Annotated in this window: 17 protein-coding genes; 3 read left to right on the forward strand and 14 right to left on the reverse strand. The window is 62.2% G+C overall.

What is annotated here, in order from left to right; all coding sequences use genetic code 11:
* Positions 1-37 precede the first annotated feature (37 nt).
* The 3 genes from DESUT3_RS11220 to DESUT3_RS11230 all read right to left on the reverse strand — a co-directional run bounded on the left by DESUT3_RS11220 (position 38) and on the right by DESUT3_RS11230 (position 3,553).
* Entirely contained in the window at positions 38-538 is a 501-nt protein-coding gene (locus DESUT3_RS11220; RefSeq protein ID WP_221248565.1) for a ferritin family protein, read from the reverse strand.
* A gap of 77 nt (positions 539-615) precedes the next feature.
* The gene (locus tag DESUT3_RS11225) at positions 616-3,006 is read right to left on the reverse strand and encodes a DUF748 domain-containing protein (protein WP_221248566.1); all 2,391 of its coding nucleotides are present in this window, start codon (positions 3,004-3,006) and stop codon (positions 616-618) included.
* A gap of 46 nt (positions 3,007-3,052) precedes the next feature.
* Positions 3,053-3,553, reverse strand: coding sequence for an EVE domain-containing protein (locus DESUT3_RS11230; protein WP_221248567.1), 501 nt, complete (start codon positions 3,551-3,553; stop codon positions 3,053-3,055).
* Positions 3,554-3,811: 258 nt separating this feature from the next.
* Here DESUT3_RS11230 and hcp point away from each other — a divergent pair, with 258 nt between their 5' ends.
* Positions 3,812-5,422, forward strand: coding sequence for a hydroxylamine reductase (gene hcp, locus DESUT3_RS11235; RefSeq protein ID WP_404827046.1), 1,611 nt, complete (start codon positions 3,812-3,814; stop codon positions 5,420-5,422).
* 340 nt (positions 5,423-5,762) lie between these two features.
* On the forward strand, positions 5,763-5,960 hold the full coding sequence (locus tag DESUT3_RS21330) for an FmdB family zinc ribbon protein (RefSeq protein ID WP_221248568.1): 198 nt from the start codon (positions 5,763-5,765) through the stop codon (positions 5,958-5,960).
* Positions 5,961-6,151: 191 nt separating this feature from the next.
* Here DESUT3_RS21330 and DESUT3_RS11245 read toward each other — a convergent pair whose 3' ends face one another.
* Positions 6,152-7,573, reverse strand: a complete 1,422-nt coding sequence (locus DESUT3_RS11245; RefSeq protein ID WP_221248569.1) for a phosphoglucomutase/phosphomannomutase family protein — start codon at positions 7,571-7,573, stop codon at positions 6,152-6,154.
* Positions 7,574-7,615: 42 nt separating this feature from the next.
* Positions 7,616-7,930: a CxxCxxCC domain-containing protein gene (locus DESUT3_RS11250; RefSeq protein ID WP_221248570.1), complete on the reverse strand. Its 315-nt coding sequence runs from the start codon at positions 7,928-7,930 to the stop codon at positions 7,616-7,618.
* 202 nt (positions 7,931-8,132) lie between these two features.
* On the opposite strand from DESUT3_RS11250, the gene DESUT3_RS11255 reads away from it, so the two are divergent.
* Positions 8,133-8,423: a PxxKW family cysteine-rich protein gene (locus tag DESUT3_RS11255; RefSeq protein ID WP_221248571.1), complete on the forward strand. Its 291-nt coding sequence runs from the start codon at positions 8,133-8,135 to the stop codon at positions 8,421-8,423.
* A 65-nt stretch (positions 8,424-8,488) separates the two neighbouring features.
* On the opposite strand, the gene DESUT3_RS11260 is transcribed toward DESUT3_RS11255, so the two are convergent.
* From DESUT3_RS11260 to mutL, 9 genes are all read right to left on the reverse strand, one after another.
* Complete coding sequence (locus tag DESUT3_RS11260; protein WP_221248572.1) at positions 8,489-9,184, reverse strand: LrgB family protein; 696 nt, start codon at positions 9,182-9,184, stop codon at positions 8,489-8,491.
* On the reverse strand, positions 9,174-9,527 hold the full coding sequence (locus tag DESUT3_RS11265; RefSeq protein ID WP_221248573.1) for a CidA/LrgA family protein: 354 nt from the start codon (positions 9,525-9,527) through the stop codon (positions 9,174-9,176). The genes DESUT3_RS11260 and DESUT3_RS11265 overlap by 11 nt, the downstream gene beginning before the upstream one ends.
* A 31-nt stretch (positions 9,528-9,558) precedes the next feature.
* Positions 9,559-10,347, reverse strand: a complete 789-nt coding sequence (locus DESUT3_RS11270) for a tetratricopeptide repeat protein (RefSeq protein ID WP_221248574.1) — start codon at positions 10,345-10,347, stop codon at positions 9,559-9,561.
* A 10-nt stretch (positions 10,348-10,357) separates the two neighbouring features.
* The gene (locus DESUT3_RS11275) at positions 10,358-10,999 is read right to left on the reverse strand and encodes a lactate utilization protein (RefSeq protein WP_221248575.1); all 642 of its coding nucleotides are present in this window, start codon (positions 10,997-10,999) and stop codon (positions 10,358-10,360) included.
* Positions 11,000-11,039: 40 nt separating this feature from the next.
* Positions 11,040-12,329: a DUF512 domain-containing protein gene (locus DESUT3_RS11280; RefSeq protein ID WP_318835924.1), complete on the reverse strand. Its 1,290-nt coding sequence runs from the start codon at positions 12,327-12,329 to the stop codon at positions 11,040-11,042.
* Between the two features lie 56 nt (positions 12,330-12,385).
* A complete protein-coding gene (pgsA, locus tag DESUT3_RS11285) occupies positions 12,386-12,937 on the reverse strand; it encodes a CDP-diacylglycerol--glycerol-3-phosphate 3-phosphatidyltransferase (RefSeq protein ID WP_221248576.1) in 552 nt (183 codons plus the stop codon).
* A gap of 103 nt (positions 12,938-13,040) precedes the next feature.
* Positions 13,041-13,274, reverse strand: a complete 234-nt coding sequence (gene hfq / locus DESUT3_RS11290; RefSeq protein ID WP_221248577.1) for an RNA chaperone Hfq — start codon at positions 13,272-13,274, stop codon at positions 13,041-13,043.
* A gap of 11 nt (positions 13,275-13,285) precedes the next feature.
* Positions 13,286-14,221: a tRNA (adenosine(37)-N6)-dimethylallyltransferase MiaA gene (gene miaA / locus DESUT3_RS11295; protein ID WP_221252533.1), complete on the reverse strand. Its 936-nt coding sequence runs from the start codon at positions 14,219-14,221 to the stop codon at positions 13,286-13,288.
* An 8-nt stretch (positions 14,222-14,229) separates the two neighbouring features.
* Positions 14,230-16,101 carry a DNA mismatch repair endonuclease MutL gene (gene mutL / locus DESUT3_RS11300; RefSeq protein ID WP_221248578.1) on the reverse strand — a complete coding sequence of 624 codons (1,872 nt, stop codon included), beginning with the start codon at positions 16,099-16,101 and terminating at the stop codon, positions 14,230-14,232.
* Between the last annotated feature and the right edge of the window lie 45 nt (positions 16,102-16,146).

Here is a 16,146-nt window from a genome sequence, read left to right on the forward strand (position 1 = left end):
GACGCCTTCGGTGACCCGAATCGGCTTTTGGCTGTTTTCAGCGGGCCAGGGACCCGGCAATGGTGTCCCGGCGCTCTCGCAGCACCCGGGCGTGGCGGTCCTCCTCGCCGGCAAGCCAGGCAAAGGCTTCCTTGCCGTCGCTGCTGCGAGCATTGGCGGCAGCCAGGTGGAAATATTCGGCGAATTTCTCTTCGGCTTCGATGGCCAGGTCGAGAGCCTTCAGATCGGAGGTTTCCTCCCGGAGGACCTCATCGAGACGCTCGGGTGAAGGGAAGATCTCGCTGTCGGCGAAGCGCCGCAAATAGGGAAGAAACTGATCCTCGTCTTCCCAGAAGGCGCCATCCTGGTACTTGGGAACCAACGCTTCAAGGGTTTTCAGATGCTCGATCTCGTCCTGGGAGAGCCAGGAAAAGAGTTCCTTGGCCAGTTCACTGGTGGCCCTTTGGACCATCGCCGTGTAGAAGCGGTGCCCGTTCCTCTCAACCTCCATGGCGGCGCGAATGACCTCAAAGCCGCTATAGTCTTCCAATCCTGTCATTGACCCTGAACTCCTGTGGTGAATTTCGTATCGACTTGCCCTGACAGTCAGGAGGCTAGCCTAACCGGGCGGGCCTGTCAATTGCCCAGGATCCCTTTAAGAGTGTCACGCAACAATTGCTTCGCCGGCTCCTCCTTGCCGGGTTCGCCCTCGGCAGGCGCGAGTTTGTCGAGCACCTTTTCCTGGAGTTTTTTCTGCACCTCCTGCTTGACCTTCTGTTCCACCTGTCCCTTGATCGCCGAGGTGTCCAGCGCGAAGCTCGGCCTGGCAGCGGTACCTGTCACCAGCACCGGCACCTGACCCCAACCCTCCTGATCCTTGAGGAACTGGGTGAATTTCCCCTTTTTGTCCAATTTATCGGTCAACGCCGGGGAAATGCGGGCGTCGAGTCGCACATCGAGGGACCCGTCGAGCCCGACGCTCCCCTGCGGCGCCATCCGCAGGTCCTTGCCGCTGAAGTCGCTGGAGAGTTTGACCCGCCCGTTCTCCACGGTGAAGCTGCCCTTGGCCTGGCTGAACTGCAGGTCGCGCAGCTCTTCCAGGTTCAGGAACTGGGAGAACCCCTGCACCAGGTTAGAGCCGGTAAGTTTGCCGTCGGCCAGCACCAGCTTGCCGTTTCCGCCGAGGCTGCGCTTGATCGCATCCGGCAGGGTCCCCGTGCCACTGAACTCCCCGTTGATATTGAGGGTGCCGAACACGGTACCGGAGGCCTTGGGCATAAAAACAGCCACTACCGGTTCGGCCTTGACCCCCTGGACGTTCAGGTTGGTTTTGTAAGCCAGGCCCTTTTTGCGCAGGTCGACGGTAGCGGTTTCACTGAAGGTTCCACCCGCCACATTGCCGGTCATCTTATCGATGGTCAGCACGTTGTCGATCAGTCGGTAGGCCATATCGAAATTATCGATGCTGAGCCCCTGGTAGAGAGCCTGCTTGATTTTCACCGTCCCGTCGGCCTTGAGGGGCAGATCGAAGGGTCCGATTTCACTCGCCGGAGCGCCCTTGGCCGCAGGAGCCGGTTTTGCCTCCTCGCCGGCCACTGCGGGAGCGGCGGCGCCTTTGAGCAGGGGATCGATCAGGAAGCGCTCTGAGGTAACCGCGCTGCTGATCACGATCGGCTTGCCGAAAAGGTTGCCGGCCTTCAGGCCGATGTTGGCCTGGTTGTCGCCAAGCTTGAGCTGCAGGTTGTCAGAGGCGACCGAGTCCCCCTTGAGAGAAAACACACCGCTCAGCGACGGTCGCTCCCCCCCGGCGGTCACCTGCACCCCGTCGAGGGTGAGTTGGCCCTCCTGCAACAGCTTCAGGGGAGCGTCGGTCGTCCCGGCAAGGTGTATCCTGGCATTGAGCTTTCCGGAGGGGTTCAATCCCGCAGCGCCCTGGACCAGTTCCTTGGGCACTGCGGCAAGCGCACTGCGCAGATCGAGGTCGGGGATGGCCAGGGTAACATCGAGCAGAGGCTTGGCCTTGAGATTCTCCACCTTGCCGGCGAGATCCGCCTTGATGCCGTTGAGATCGACCTTGGCCGTCTCTATATCCAGGCGCGAAGCCGCCAGGTCGGTCCTGATCCGGTACTCCAGCCCCAGCCGGGTATCCCTGATGGGAGCATCCTGCATGGCCTCGAGCACCAGGTCGATGTCGCGCAGCAGAATCTTGCCGTTCGAGGCTACCGAGCCGGCTCCGGCCTGGGCCTCGAGGTCGAGATCCACCTTCAGCGAGCCGAGCTTGCCGGGCAACTGCTCGCGAAAATAAGGGGCAAAAGCGGTGACATCGAAATTGGTAACCTGCACCTTGGCTCGGCCGCCCTGTTCCTTGATGCTGGCCTCACCGTCAATGGCCAGGGTCGACCCGTTGAGGCGGGACTTGACGCTGAAGGGAAAGCTCTTCTCCAGGGAGATGTCCCGCGCGCTCACCTGCAGTTCGGAGAGCTTGTAGCGGTAGGGCGCCTGGGCATTGATGCCATAGTCCAGAAACATCAGTTCGCCGTTGTCGATCCCGACCTGGGACACCAGCAGGTTGATGGGAGTGGCGGCCTTGTCCGCATCAGCCGGCGGCGCCTCGGCCTTACCCTCCTCCTGCGCCCCTGCCCCGGCCAGGTCGCTGAAGTTGAAGCTCTTGTCTGCGAGCCGGGCCACGCGGATCTTCGGCGCCACCAGGCGGACCTCGTCGATCACCACCTGGCCGAAAAGCAGGGGCCAGAGCTGGTAACGCAAGACCACCTGGTCGGCGGCGACAAATGGCTCGCTGCCGTCGCGCTCCTGGATGACGAGGTTTTTCAGGTTGATCCCCGAGAACAGGCTGACCTCGATCTCCCCGAGCTGCACCTCGCGCTGCAGCGCTTTCTGGGCCAGGGGCAACACGGCATCGCGGACCCGCTCCGGGGTAATCAGGAATTTGGCCAAAACGGCCGCCGCGATGGCCAGGACGACCAGCAACGCAGCTATCAGGCCAAAAATCTTTCCGAACTTTTTCATTGTTTCCTCCAGAAGCGGATGTATGGCGCGGGCAATACGCCTGAGCTCAGAGGTCTTCGAGGGGGTCGCCAAGCCCGGCAACCTCGATCAGCGCACGCCACTGCTCCAGGGTCACCGGTTGCACCGAAAGCCGGTTGCCCTTGCGCAGCACCTCCATGGCCGAGAGCGTCGGATGACGGGCGAGGTCACCGCGGGTCAGGGGGACGGGAAGCTTGGCCAGGAACTGGACATCTACCATGAACCAGATGGGTGCCGCTTCGGTGGCCCGCGGATCGAAATGCTCCGAACGGGGATCCAGGGCCGTGTGATCGGGGTAGCCGGAACGAACGACCCTGGCCAGGCCGACCACCGCCGGGTCCTTGATGTTGCTGTGATAGAACAGCACCCCGTCGCCGCAGCGCACTTCGTCGCGCAGCAGGTTGCGGGCCTGGTAGTTGCGAACGCCGTCCCAGGGTTCGGTCCCCTTGGGGCGTTTTTTCAGATCGTCGATGGAGAAACAGTGGGGTTCGGACTTCATCAGCCAGTAGCGGCGCTTGGAATTTTTCATCGGTTCGCGAAAAAAATCTCCCTTTTTTGAAAAATTGACCTCCGTCAAGGTCGGAAAGCGGCGAGACGCGTAATGTGGCATCACCATCAGGCGACAACGGGTAAATTATACAACAATTATCGGCCTTCGCCCGGAGCCACAGGCAACATTCGGGCGACAATCAATGAAAAGGAGCAAGCAATGGGCATTCTGGATTTCCTGGGTCTCGGTAAGAACAAACCCACCACCAACAACACCAGCGCAGCAAAGGAGATGAACATGTTCTGTTACCAGTGTGAGCAGGCAGCCAACGGCGGCTGCACCAAGATTGGCGTCTGTGGCAAGCAGCCGGACGTCGCCGCCCTGCAGGACCTGCTGGTCTACGGCCTCAAAGGGATTGCCTTCTGGGCCAACGAGGCCCGCAAGAATGGCAAGAAGGATACCGAAATCGACCGCTTCATGATCGAAGGGCTCTTCACCACCGTCACCAACGTCGACTTCGACGCCGAAGCCATCGCCAAGATCCTGCGCAAGGCCGGCACCATCCTGAATAAGGCCAAGACCCTGGCCGGCCCCGTCAGCGGCGCCGTTCCCGCCGCCGCCCAGTGGCAGCCCGCCGCCGACACCGCCGGCCTGGTGGCCCAGGGCGAAGCCCACGGCGTCAAGAGCGACCCCATCGATGCCGACGTCAAATCGGTGCAGGAGATCCTGATCTACGGCATGAAGGGCTACGCCGCCTACGCCGACCACTGCCTGATTCTCGGCCGGGAAAGCGACGAGATCTACGCCTTCACCCACAAGGCCCTGGCCGCCACCCTCGACAAGAGCCTCGGGCTGATGGATTTCGTCAACCTCGCCATGGAGTGCGGCCGCATCAACCTGGTCACCATGGAACTGCTCAACAAGGCCCACACCGACGCCTACGGCCACCCGGTCCCGACCCCCGTCCAGCTCGGCACCAAGGCCGGCAAGGCGATCCTGGTCACCGGCCACGACCTGAAGATGCTTGAAGAGCTGCTCAAGCAGACCGAGGGCAAGGGGATCAACATCTACACCCACGGCGAGATGCTGCCGGCCCATGGCTACCCCGGCCTCAAGAAGTACCCGCACCTGGTCGGCAACTTCGGCGGCGCCTGGCAGGATCAGGCCAAGGAGTTCGTCAACTTCCCCGGCGCGATCATTTTCAACACCAACTGCATCCAGCGCCCGGCGGACAGCTACAAGGACCGCCTCTTCACCTGGGGCCTGGTGCAGTGGCCTGACGTCAAGCACGTGGACGGCTGGGACTTCTCCGCGGTCATCAACAAGGCCCTCGAATGCCCCGGTTTCCCCGAGGCCCCCGGCAAGGAAATCCTCACCGGCTTCGGTCACAACGCCGTGCTCGGCGTCGCCGACAAGGTCATCGGGGCGGTCAAGGGCGGCCAGATCCGGCACTTCTTCCTGGTGGGCGGCTGTGACGGCGCCAAGAGCGGCCGCAACTACTACACCGAGTTCGCCGAGAAGGCGCCCAAGGACACCGTCATCCTGACCCTGGCCTGCGGCAAGTACCGCTTCAACAAGCTCGACCTGGGCGACATCGGCGGCATCCCCCGTCTGCTCGACGTCGGCCAGTGCAACGACGCCTACAGCGCCATCCAGATCGCGGTGGCCCTGGCCAACGCCTTCGAGTGCGACGTCAACGAGCTGCCCCTGTCGCTGGTCCTCTCCTGGTACGAGCAGAAGGCGGTGGCGATCCTTCTGACCCTGCTCCACCTGGGAATCAAGAATATCAAGATCGGCCCGAGCCTGCCGGCCTTCATCACCCCGAATGTTCTCAACTTCCTGGTCGAGAACTTCAACATCGGGCCCATCACCACCGCCGAGCAGGATCTCAAGCAGATCCTCGGCTAAGCAAATCAGAGTCCGATCAGCAACGACAAAGGCGGGGCATTTTGCCCCGCCTTTGTCGTTGCGTTGCACCCATCCTGGCCCGCCTAATCAAGATAGTTGCGAACATATTGCCGGCCCAGGTAAAGCCCCGCCGACGCCCCGAGCACGCTCAGAAGGTATCCCACCATCAGTCCTAACCTCGAGCCCAGAGCCCATCCGAGCCAGCCTCCCAGGGATATCGCCAGCGTGACAAGAAATGTCTTCATCTTTCCCTCCCCCATATCCCTTCCCCGGGCTGAATCTTCCCTTGCCTATATCTTTTTTTCATATATAAGAAATTTACACTGCAAGGAGGTTCAGCATGCCGATTTTCGAATTTTTTTGCGAAGAATGCCGCCACCGCTTCGAACGCATCACCCGTTCGGGGCAGAAACAGGCCGATTGCCCCCAGTGCGGGAAACCGGCAGCGAAACAGGTTTCGGTTCCCTCGATCGGTTCCTCCTCCCCGGGCATCCCCTCCTCCCCACCCCCGGGATGCGGGAGTGGAGGCTTCACTTGAGGCTGAGCGAATGCCGGCAGTTCGCCGGCAAAAACCTCTTACGGCAACTGACGTTACCGCCAAAAAGCTCATGCACTTTGGGAGGCATGTTTCCTGCCCCGAAAGGCCAGGACCTTTCCCCCCGACCAGGCCGTCAAGCCGCCCCCCCCCCTGCCCCGGTGGGCAACGGCAAACTTTGCCGATAAGGGTGATTATTCGGTGAGGAATCCGTTGGCCCACTTAACCAGGCGTTCCGCCCCAGCCGGGCTGGTCGATTCGCAGTAGACCCGGACCAGAGGCTCGGTTACGGACCTGCGGAACAACACCCAGGAGCCGTCCTCGAGAAGAAACTTGACGCCGTCGATGGCGACGGTGCCGACCACCCTCCTCCCCTCGACCTGGGTCGGGGGGGTGGCCAACTTGGCGGCGTAACCCGACTCGACCTCGGCACAGAGCCGGATGTTGTCCCGGCGGTGGTAGACCTCCCCCACCCGGCGGCCCAGATCGACCAACTGCTCCTTCAGGGTTCTGCCCTGCACAGCCACCATCTCCGCCACCAACAGGCAGGCCAGAATGCCGTCCTTGTCCGGGACATGACCTCGAATGGTCAGCCCGGCACTCTCCTCGCCGCCGAGCAGGACCTGTTTTGCGCTGACATAGGGTCCGATGTGCTTGAAGCCCACCGGGGTTTCGTACACCCTGCGCCCGTGGTGCCTGGCCACCGCATCGACGAAATGGGAAGTCGCCACCGAGCGGACCACGTCCCCGGCCTGCCCCTTGACCCGAATCAGGTAATCGAGCAGCAGCGGCAGGATGTCATTGGGTTCGATAAAGGTGCCGTCGGCATCGATGATGCCATAGCGGTCGGCGTCGCCATCGGTGGCCAGGCCCAGAGCCATTTCGGGACTGGACTTGACCAGTTCGATGAAGTCGCCGAGGCGCGAGGCGCAGGGTTCGGGCGCCGCGCCGCCGAAATAGGGATCGGGGTGATTGTTGACGCTCACCACCTTGACCCCGGCATCGGCAAGAACGGCGTCGAGATAGTCGCGCCCGGCGCCATGGAGAGCATTGACGGCGACGGTCATGCCGGAGGCGGCAATGGCCTGAAAGTCGACCAGTTTGCCCAGGCCCTCCAGGTAATGGGGGCGAGGGTCGATGTCCTCGACCAGGCCGGCAGCATACGCCTGGTCCATGGGCATCTCCTTGAAACAGACCTCGCCCAGCATGGCGTTGGCCCGACCTTCGAGGTCGTGGGTGATTTCCGGCAGGGCCGGGCCGCCCGAAGCCAGGGAGAATTTCAGCCCGTTGTAATCGTAGGGATTGTGGCTGGCGGTGAAATTGATGCCGCCGCAGGCTTTTCGGCGCAGAATTTCATGGGCGATTACCGGACTCGGCGTATCCCGGTTGCAGAGATAGGACTTGATCCCCGCTGCGGCCAGCACCCTGACGGTTTCCCTGGCGAAGTAGCGCCCCATGAACCGGGTATCGTAGCCGACCACCACCCCCCGTTCATGCTCCCCGCTTTCGCGCAGATAATCGGCGATGGCCTGGGAGACGACGCGAACGTTTTCCAGAGTGAAGTCGTCGCAGAATATTCCCCGCCACCCGGAAGTGCCGAACTTTATCGAATGCATAGCAACCTCTCCTGCGAAGTGTAAACCAAGGGGCCGGGGGTATTATCCCCGGCGGGTTCGGGAGCGCCGCTGCTTCTCGTCCCAGGCGCCTGGCGCCGGGTAATCAATGATTCCCTCGACGTAGGGACAATCCTCAGGCAGGATCCCCCTGCGGGCGATCTCCGGAGTGATTTTGACGCAGCCCGGCCGGAGCTTTTCGCGCTGCGGATAGACCGTGCACAAACCGCTACGCCTGTCGAGCTTCTCACAGGGGACGTCGGTATAGTAGACCTGCCCCTGGTATTCCAATTTTTCGTAGCAGCAACGCCCGCAACGCAGGCATTTGCCTTCCCATTCCTTATCCTTGTCGATGGACAATTGTTTCCTCCGTCCTGACCCACACATCCGGGTCCAAACTCCAGAGGTTAAAAGTACTCCATGGATGCATCCGGGTCAACGGGGCCCTGCAGCCAAAGTGCCCCAAGGCTGAATAATTTATCATTGACTCGAAAAGGCAAAATGGCTATAAATAGTGATTCTGGGCACCAAAGAAAAACGCGAACGCAAGGAGGCATCACCCATGCAGTGTCAAACAGTTCTTCCCGGTACCGAGTGTACCTTTTGGTCTAAAAACGGCTGCACCTTCGAAGGAAACTCCTGCCAGAACGTCGTCGAAGCCTGTCAGGGCTGCGAGCGTATCGTCAACGGCACCATCGGCCCGGTCTGCTCGGTAGCCCCGGCACCCGCCCGCAAGTGGTTGGGCGGCCTGTGCAACTTCGCCACCCATCAGAAGGTGGAGATCAAGAACATCGAGCAGAAGATCAACCCCCTCAAGGCCTCCAAGAAGGCCGCGGCAGGCAAGAAGAAGTAAACCGGGAAACCGAATCCGGCTTTATCCTGGCAGGGCAGGCGAAAATCGCCTGCCCTGTTTTTTTTTTAGCGGAAAAAAACAAACATCAGCGGCAGGAGAAACGCCGTGGCCAGCCCGTTGAGGCCGATGGCCAAACCGGCGATGGCCCCCCCAAGGCGATCGATCTCGAGCATCCTCGCAGTGCCGATGCCGTGCGAGGCGGTACCGACCGCCAACCCCATGGCGGCAAGGTCGCGAATCCCGATAAGGCGGCAGAACTCGGGACCGCAAATGGCCCCCAGGCACCCCGTCAGCACCACCAGCGCAGCGGTGAGCGGCGCGACCCCGCCGATCTTTTCTATGATACTGATCGCGATTGGGGTGGTTACGGATTTGGGGGCCAGGGACAGCACCACCTCACGACTTCCCCCCAGCAGCCAGGCCAGCCCCGACGCCGAAACGACCGAGGAGACAGACCCAGCCAGGATCCCGGCCAGGATCGGCCCCTTGCGCGCCAAAATCTCCTGGCGCCGGGTATAGAGGGGGACGCCGAGGGCCACCACCGAGGGCCCGAGCAGAAACAACACGTACTGCCCTCCCTCCGCGTAAACCTCGTAGGGAATGTCCAGAATCAGCAGGAAAACTATGATGGAGACAATCGAGACCGCGACCGGGTTGAAGAAAATACTTCCGGTCCGCAGGTAGAGTTTCTGTCCAAGGGCGTATGCCAGAAGGGTCAGGCCGACGCCAAACAGCGGGGAATGAAGCAGTTCATTCAGCATCGCCCCCCCTGCCCCGGTCAAGCAGGAGCGCTACCCAACCGGTGACCGCCATGACCACGAAGGTGCTCACCAGGGTGGCCACCACGATGGGCAGCCATTCGCGTCCGATCAGTTCGAAGTAAACCATGACTCCGACCCCGGCAGGGACGAAGAACAGGGCCAGATGGGACAGCAGCAGGTCCGTTGCCTCACGCACCCACTCCACTTTGACGATCCCCGTGGCCAGGGCCAGCAGCATCAGGCCCATCCCCAGCACGTTCCCGGGGACGGGGATTCCGAAGCCACGGGAGATCATCTCTCCGAGAAACTGCAGGGCGAGCAGAATCGCGAATCCACGAACCATCCGGCCCTCCTCGACATATTGTCAGATCAACTCATTCCAGTTCAGCCTTCAGCCCCTCGACCACCGCGGCCACTTCGGCCCTTATATCCTTGGCGCCTGCGGAGCGCTCCAGAAGCAAAAACTCCTGAAAACTCTGCAGGGCCTCCTCGTTGCGGTCCAGGTCGAGGCAGATGTTGCCGAGAGTCAGGTAGGCAAAGGCGAACCCCTGGTCAAGGCGCAGAACCTCCCGGCATTCGCGCTCGGCCCCTTCCAGGTCGCCGGTATCGTAATACATCTCGGCAAGGTTGTAATGAGCCTGGGGATCTTCCGGCTCAAATTCGATTCCCTGGCGATAGTACTCCAGGGCCTTGTCGTTCAGTCCCTGGGCAAAGCAGGCATCACCCAGGGAATTGAGGGCGAAAATCGAATCGGGTTCGAGCTGCAGGGCCTTGTGGTAACACTCCATGGCCTCTTCGACCCTGTCCTGGTTGAACTGGACAAGACCCAGGCTTACCCAGGCTTCGGCCTGTTCGGGATCGAGTTCGAGAATCCTGCGGTAGGCGGCCATGGCCGCCTCGGCCTGCTGCCCCTCGAAATAGGCATCGCCGAGAGTGTATAGAATCTCGACATCCTCGGGAGCAAGCTTGCGCGCAGCTTCCAGGGCCTTGAGGGCCGGGCCCACCTGCCCGTCCTCGATCAGCGCCTCACCGAGCAGGTAATTGAATTCGGCGGAGCCGGGCTCGGCCTGCAGCGCCTTGCGAAACGCCTGGATCGCCTTCCGATAGTCCCCGCCATCCAGGGCTTCGCGCCCCTCCTTGACAATCTTTTCAAGTTCTTGCATGAATTTCACCTCAATATCCGAGATTTTCGTTGATCAGGCAGACGCGCAAATCTGTGGCCCTGGGCCGGCGCTCCAGGATCGTGGTAATCCGGCAGATGCGCTGGGGCGAGTTGCAATCGCTGCACAGCCCCGTCTTGGCGCAGGGGGTGTCGTTGCCAAGCCGCTTGGCGTTGGGTGGAGACGCGACCTGTTTGACCCTTTTCAAAGCCGCCTCGAGATCCATGACGATCTTGTTGACCCCGGCGACGACGATCACCTTTTTCGGCCCGAAGGCCATGGCACAGACCCGGTTGCCGGTGGCATCGATATTCACCAGGTTGCCGCTGACGGTCAGGGCGTTGGTGCTGGTGAAAAACAGATCGCAGTTCAGTTGCTCCTGCATGATCTGCCGGCGCTCTTCCGCCGTGAGCCCCTGGCTGCCATGGATCAGGGTAGTTTTCCCCATCTCCCGCAGGCGCCCGGCCAGTCCCAGCTCGGCGACGGTCATGGAGCCGCCGAAACCGACGGTGACGGCCTCGCCGGCCTCGCCCAACAGGTACTCGAGGGCCTCCTGCCGCAGGTCGAAGACCACGGTGGAAAAGCCGTTTTTCTCCAGAGCCGAAGCCGTCTGGTCGAGCAGGCGGCGCCGATGCCAGCTCAAATTAAGATCCATGGTAAGGGTACTCCCTGAAATGGCTTCGCACCGGCGCCCCTCAGCTTCCGGGGTGCTCCAGTGCCTCGTAAATCCCCCAGGGGGAAGCGGAAATCTTCTCCACGGCAACCCCCAACTCCCGGCCCAACTGCTCGAGAGTCATATCATCGAGGAAAACATCTTCCCCCTCGCGCAAAACGACATCGGGAACCAGCAACCGGGCCCCGAGATCCCTGCCCTGCAGCTGGCTGACGATGTCGCGCCCGGTCAGCAGGCCGGTCACGGTGACAAAGCCGCCGAAGAACTCGTTTTTCACCCCGTGCACCTGAATGCTGATGCCGGTTTTCTCGGTGAGCCTCGCGATGAAGGCCGTCAATTCGCTCAGCATCGACTCGCCCGTAAAAGTGGATACCCCGGGGCGTTTCATGGAGACGGCCTCGGCCAGCACCTCAGCGGCCTCAGCCCGGAACACCGGAATCAGGCCGACGCCGTTTTCGATCTGGGCCAGCTCTTCGTAGGCCTCGACCTCCGGGAACTCCCAGCCGGCCTTCAGGTAGAGCTCATCGGCGGCGAACACGAACCTCGACCCGCATTCGGCCACAAAACGCTGCTGGTAGCCGTGCAGGGTTTGCAGAATACCTGCGGCCTCCTCCGTGCTGGGCGGGCGCAGCTCGGGCAGGCGCTTGCGGTAGCCGGTCAACCCGACCGGCACCACCGCCAGGCTCAGCACTCCGGGGTGCAGCCGAAAGAGGTCTTCGATGGTGCGCGCCAGAGCCTCTCCATCGTTGATCCCCGGGCACAAAACCACCTGGGTGTGGAGTTTGATTCCGGCAGCGGTCAGCCGCTGAAGCAGTTCGAGAATCGGCAGTCCCTGCCGGCCGAGCATCCGGGTTCTCAACTGTTCTTCGGTGGCGTGCACCGAGACGTAGAGCGGCGAGAGACGCTGCTGGATAATCCGCTCCACCTCCTCTTCGCCGATGTTGGTCAATGTGACGTAGGCCCCGTAGAGGTAGGAGAACCGGAAATCCTCGTCCTTGACGTACAGCGTCCGGCGCATCCCCCTTGGCAACTGGTGAACAAAACAGAAGATGCAGTTGTTCCCGCACTGTGTCGGCTCCGGGTGGGGGAAATGAAGGCCCAGGGAGTCGAAGGAATCCTTTTCGAACTCGAGGTCCCAAAGTTCTCCGTTTTTCTTCCGGACCTCAAGCAGCAACTCCTCGTCCTGCACATGCAACTGGTAATCGAGAAGGTCGCGCACCACCTCGCCATTGATCGAAAGAAGGCTGTCCCCCGGCTCGAGCTCAAGCTCCTCGCCGATGCTGCCCGGTTCAACGAATATGATTTCCAGCACTGCTTTTTGATACCTCGGTTGGGGCCGTCCACAGCCGGCCGGTTGTTCAATGAAAGTCACCCGGGAGGGGCGCTGCCCATCCGCCGCACCCCATAATAGATGTACTGCAGCACGCAGGCAACGGTCAGGGCGCCGGTCAGGGCGAAAAGTAGCGGCAGTACCTCGCCAGCCAGGCCGGAAACCGCGTTCAGCAGGGCCATGGCCACGGTCACCATCTGCAGGCAGGTAGCGGTTTTGCCGAGCGTCGACGGCAGGGCCCGAAAATCCCCGCCGGAGAAATACAGGATGCCGGCCCCCAGGGAAATGAACAGATCCTTGGAGACCGCAACCACGGCCAGCCAGGCGGGTACGACCCCCGTCGCAGCCAGGGCGATGAACGCCACGGTCATCAGCAACTTGTCTGCGACCGGATCGAGATAGGCGCCCAGTGCAGTGGTCTGATGCATCCGCCGGGCCAGATAACCGTCGAGCAGGTCGGTCAGTCCGGCCAGAACGAACAGCGCCAGGGCCAGAGACAGCCAGTTGTAGATGATCCCGATCAGAAACACCGGAATCAGCAAGATCCGCGACAGGGTCAAGACATTGGGAAGATTCAGTCTTGCGTCCATGGCAACCCCGGGCCCACAAAAGACAAAAGTCCCCGCTGGAGGGCCACTGACCTTCCGTGCAGGGACTTTAGCGAACCGGATCGGGCGGAGTTCGCCCGGAAAATCAGTCTTTGCCGCCGTGCAGCCGGAATGATCCGTCAGTTGAGGTAATGGAGGAAATGGCGTGTTTATAAAGCAGGATGTCGCCACCGCTTTCGATCAGCACGCAAAAACTGTCGAACGACTTGATATATCCATCCAGTTTCTCACCCGACATCATCACTACGGTCACACGAACCCGTTCCTTGCGCGCCTGATTAAGATATTGGTCCTGGATATTGAATGGTGTCTTGGCCATGTCCACTCCTTTTACGGGGCATAAAAATAGTCAATCAACGCTTGAATTCTAGCAAACTCTCGCCGGGAATCAACCCAAATTATTGAATTCTCTTTGCGAAACCAGGTCAGCTGACGCTTGGCGTAGCGCCGGGTATCGCGCCGTATCAATTCAAGCGCTTCCGCCAGCGCGATGCGCCCCTGGAGGTGCTCGACCGCCTCGCGATAGCCGATGGTCTGCAGGGCCTTCAGGGTGGGCTCATAGCCTCGGTCGAGCAGGCCGCGGACCTCTTCGAGCAGCCCCTGTTCCACCATCTGCTGCGCGCGCTGGTCGATCCGCAGATACAGCTCGTCGCGCTCCAGGCTGACCCCGAAACGCAGGACCCGAAAGGGGCGCTCGCCGAAGGCGTGTTCGCGCTGCAGCGCCGAGAGCGGACGCCCCGCCAGGGTGAACACCTCCAGGGCCCTGACGATCCGGACCAAATCCCCCTCGGGCAGACGCTCGGCCATGGCCGGGTCGACCTGCTGCAGGCGCCGATGCAGGGTCCCCGCTCCGCCCTCGGCCTCCAGGGCGTGAAATTGGCGTCGCAAAGCGGGGTCACCCGCGGGGGCATCGATCAGCCCCTCGGTAAGAGCGCGAATATAGAGCCCGGTGCCGCCGACCACCAGGGGGAGCCGGCCGCTGGCGAAAATTCGGTCGATGCAATCCCGGGCCTGACGACAGAAATCGGCGGCCGAAAACGTCTGGTCGGGATCGATCACGTCAATCAGGTGATGGGGAACCCTGGCCCGCTCCTCCGGGGTCGCCTTGGCGGTGCCGATGTCCATGCCGCGGTAGACCTGCCGCGAATCGGCAGAGATGACCTCGAAGGGGTAACGCTCGGCCAGCTGCAGGGCCAGCGCGGTCTTGCCCGCCGCAGTCGGCCCGCACAGCACCACCAGCGGCTGCGGCCCCTGCCCTTGTTCCATTCGGCTCATCAGGTCCTCTTGAACATCCGCTCCACGTCGGCCAGGGCGAGCCGTTTCATCACCGGGCGCCCGTGCGGGCAGTGGCCATTGAAATCGACCTGGTCGAGCTCCGCGAAAAGCGCCCTGATCTGCGCCGGAGAGAGATCCTGATTGGCGCGAATAACGCTGTGGCAGGCCATCAGGGCCAGCACCTCGTCGAGGGCTTCTTCCACCAGCCCGCTTTTGCCGACGCTGCCCAGCTCGCCGGCGACATCCCGCACCAACTGCTCGGCGCGGGCGTCGCCGAGAATCCTCGGCACCGCCTTCAGGGCAAAGGACTTGCCCCCGAAGGGCTCGAGGTCGAAACCGAGCCGGTCGAGATCCTGGCGAAACTCGGCGAGCAGGGCGGCTTCGCGGAACTCTAGCTCGAGGACGGCGGGAAACAGCAGGGCCTGGCGCTCGATATTCCCCTGACGGTACTGAGCCCGCAGCTTTTCAAAACCCACCCGCTCATGGGCGGCGTGCTGATCGATCAGCACCAGGTCGTCCTCGTCCTGGCAAAGCAGGTAACTGCGCCGGTACTGCCCGATCAGCCGCAGCGAGGAGAAAAACCCCGGCGGTCCCTGCTCCGCGGGTTGGGGCTCAGGCATGGCGAAGGGGCCATGCTGCCGGGCCCCCGCGAACCGCGCTGCGTCAGGGGCCGCCTGGCCGAGTTTCCGGCCATAGTTTTCCAGGGCCTCCTGGACCCCCCTGCGGGCCTGGTCGTTCGCGGGAGTGGGCGCCTCCACCGGGAGCACCCCGCGCCCCCCCTCCTGCCGCTCGGCCAGGGGCATCACCAGGGGTTCGCTGTCCCGTTCCTCGGCAGGCTCCACCGCCATGGGCGCAGATCTACCGGACTCAAGCCATCCGGAAGGACGCAGGGCATCCCGGACCGAGTTGGCGATGAAATCGTGCACCAGGCGCTGATCGCGGAATCGAACCTCGTGCTTGGTGGGGTGCACGTTGACGTCGACCAGTTCCGGATCGAGGGACAGAAACAGCACGACGATGGGGTAGCGCCCTTTGAGGAGCAGGTTGCGATAACCGTCCATCAGGGCATGCTGCACCACGCGGTCGCGAATGAAACGGCCGTTGATGTAGGTGTAGATGGAGCCGGTCCCCGAGCGATTGGCGTCCGGCCGAGACAGGTAGCCCGACAGGCACAGCCCCTCGGGGCCTTCCTGCCGCAGCTCGATCAGGTCCTTGAGCAGGGGCCGGCCGAGAATCGCCGCGACCCGCTCGGCGAGGTTCCCGTGACGGTTGACCTCGAGCAGAGGGCGGCCGTTATGCACCAGGCGAAACTGCACCTCGGGGTGCGCCAGGGCCAGTTTGGTCACCACATCGGCAATATGGCCGATCTCGGTTTCGTCGCGCCTGAGAAATTTGCGCCGCGCCGGGGTGTTGAAAAACAGGTCGCGCACCTCGATGCTGGTGCCGGCCGGGATGCCCACCGCGCCGGCCCTTTTGACGGTGCCGCCCTCGGTGTAGATCTCCCACCCCTCCTCGCTTTGCATCGAACGGGTGCTGAGGGTCAGGCGGGAGACCGAAGCGATGGACGGCAGCGCCTCCCCCCGGAAACCCAGGGTCCCGAGGCGAAACAGGTCGGACTCGCTCTGGATCTTGCTGGTGGCATGGCGCTCCAGGCTCAAAAAGGCATCGTCCTGGCTCATGCCCGTGCCGTCGTCCATGACCCGGATCAGGCGCTTGCCGCCGCGTTCGACTTCGATGCGGATTTCCAGGGATTCGGCATCCAGGGAGTTTTCAAGAAGCTCCTTGATGACCGAAGCCGGGCGCTCGACAACCTCGCCGGCGGCGATCTGGTTGCACAGTTTTTCAGGGAGGATCCGGATCTTCTGGGGCATCGAACTCCTCGGGAGTTTTGCGGGTGGAAACGCCAACGGCCGGTA

The sequence above is a fragment of the Desulfuromonas versatilis genome (genome assembly GCF_019704135.1).
GTDB classification, from domain to species: Bacteria; Desulfobacterota; Desulfuromonadia; order Desulfuromonadales; family NIT-T3; genus Desulfuromonas_A; species Desulfuromonas_A versatilis.

What these genes read in the sequence shown, in the direction of transcription:
- DESUT3_RS11275 (WP_221248575.1), bottom strand. Translation starts at nt 10,999, where the DNA reads ATGGATCTTAATTTGAGCTGGCATCGGCGCCGCCTGCTCGACCAGACG.
- miaA (WP_221252533.1), bottom strand. Translation starts at nt 14,221, where the DNA reads ATGGAACAAGGGCAGGGGCCGCAGCCGCTGGTGGTGCTGTGCGGGCCG.
- DESUT3_RS11270 (WP_221248574.1), bottom strand. Translation starts at nt 10,347, where the DNA reads ATGCAAGAACTTGAAAAGATTGTCAAGGAGGGGCGCGAAGCCCTGGAT.
- DESUT3_RS11260 (WP_221248572.1), bottom strand. Translation starts at nt 9,184, where the DNA reads ATGCTGAATGAACTGCTTCATTCCCCGCTGTTTGGCGTCGGCCTGACC.
- DESUT3_RS11255 (WP_221248571.1), top strand. Translation starts at nt 8,133, where the DNA reads ATGCAGTGTCAAACAGTTCTTCCCGGTACCGAGTGTACCTTTTGGTCT.
- hfq (WP_221248577.1), bottom strand. Translation starts at nt 13,274, where the DNA reads ATGGCCAAGACACCATTCAATATCCAGGACCAATATCTTAATCAGGCG.
- DESUT3_RS11265 (WP_221248573.1), bottom strand. Translation starts at nt 9,527, where the DNA reads ATGGTTCGTGGATTCGCGATTCTGCTCGCCCTGCAGTTTCTCGGAGAG.
- pgsA (WP_221248576.1), bottom strand. Translation starts at nt 12,937, where the DNA reads ATGGACGCAAGACTGAATCTTCCCAATGTCTTGACCCTGTCGCGGATC.
- DESUT3_RS11230 (WP_221248567.1), bottom strand. Translation starts at nt 3,553, where the DNA reads ATGAAAAATTCCAAGCGCCGCTACTGGCTGATGAAGTCCGAACCCCAC.
- hcp (WP_404827046.1), top strand. Translation starts at nt 3,812, where the DNA reads ATGTTCTGTTACCAGTGTGAGCAGGCAGCCAACGGCGGCTGCACCAAG.
- DESUT3_RS11220 (WP_221248565.1), bottom strand. Translation starts at nt 538, where the DNA reads ATGACAGGATTGGAAGACTATAGCGGCTTTGAGGTCATTCGCGCCGCC.
- DESUT3_RS21330 (WP_221248568.1), top strand. Translation starts at nt 5,763, where the DNA reads ATGCCGATTTTCGAATTTTTTTGCGAAGAATGCCGCCACCGCTTCGAA.
- DESUT3_RS11245 (WP_221248569.1), bottom strand. Translation starts at nt 7,573, where the DNA reads ATGCATTCGATAAAGTTCGGCACTTCCGGGTGGCGGGGAATATTCTGC.
- DESUT3_RS11225 (WP_221248566.1), bottom strand. Translation starts at nt 3,006, where the DNA reads ATGAAAAAGTTCGGAAAGATTTTTGGCCTGATAGCTGCGTTGCTGGTC.
- mutL (WP_221248578.1), bottom strand. Translation starts at nt 16,101, where the DNA reads ATGCCCCAGAAGATCCGGATCCTCCCTGAAAAACTGTGCAACCAGATC.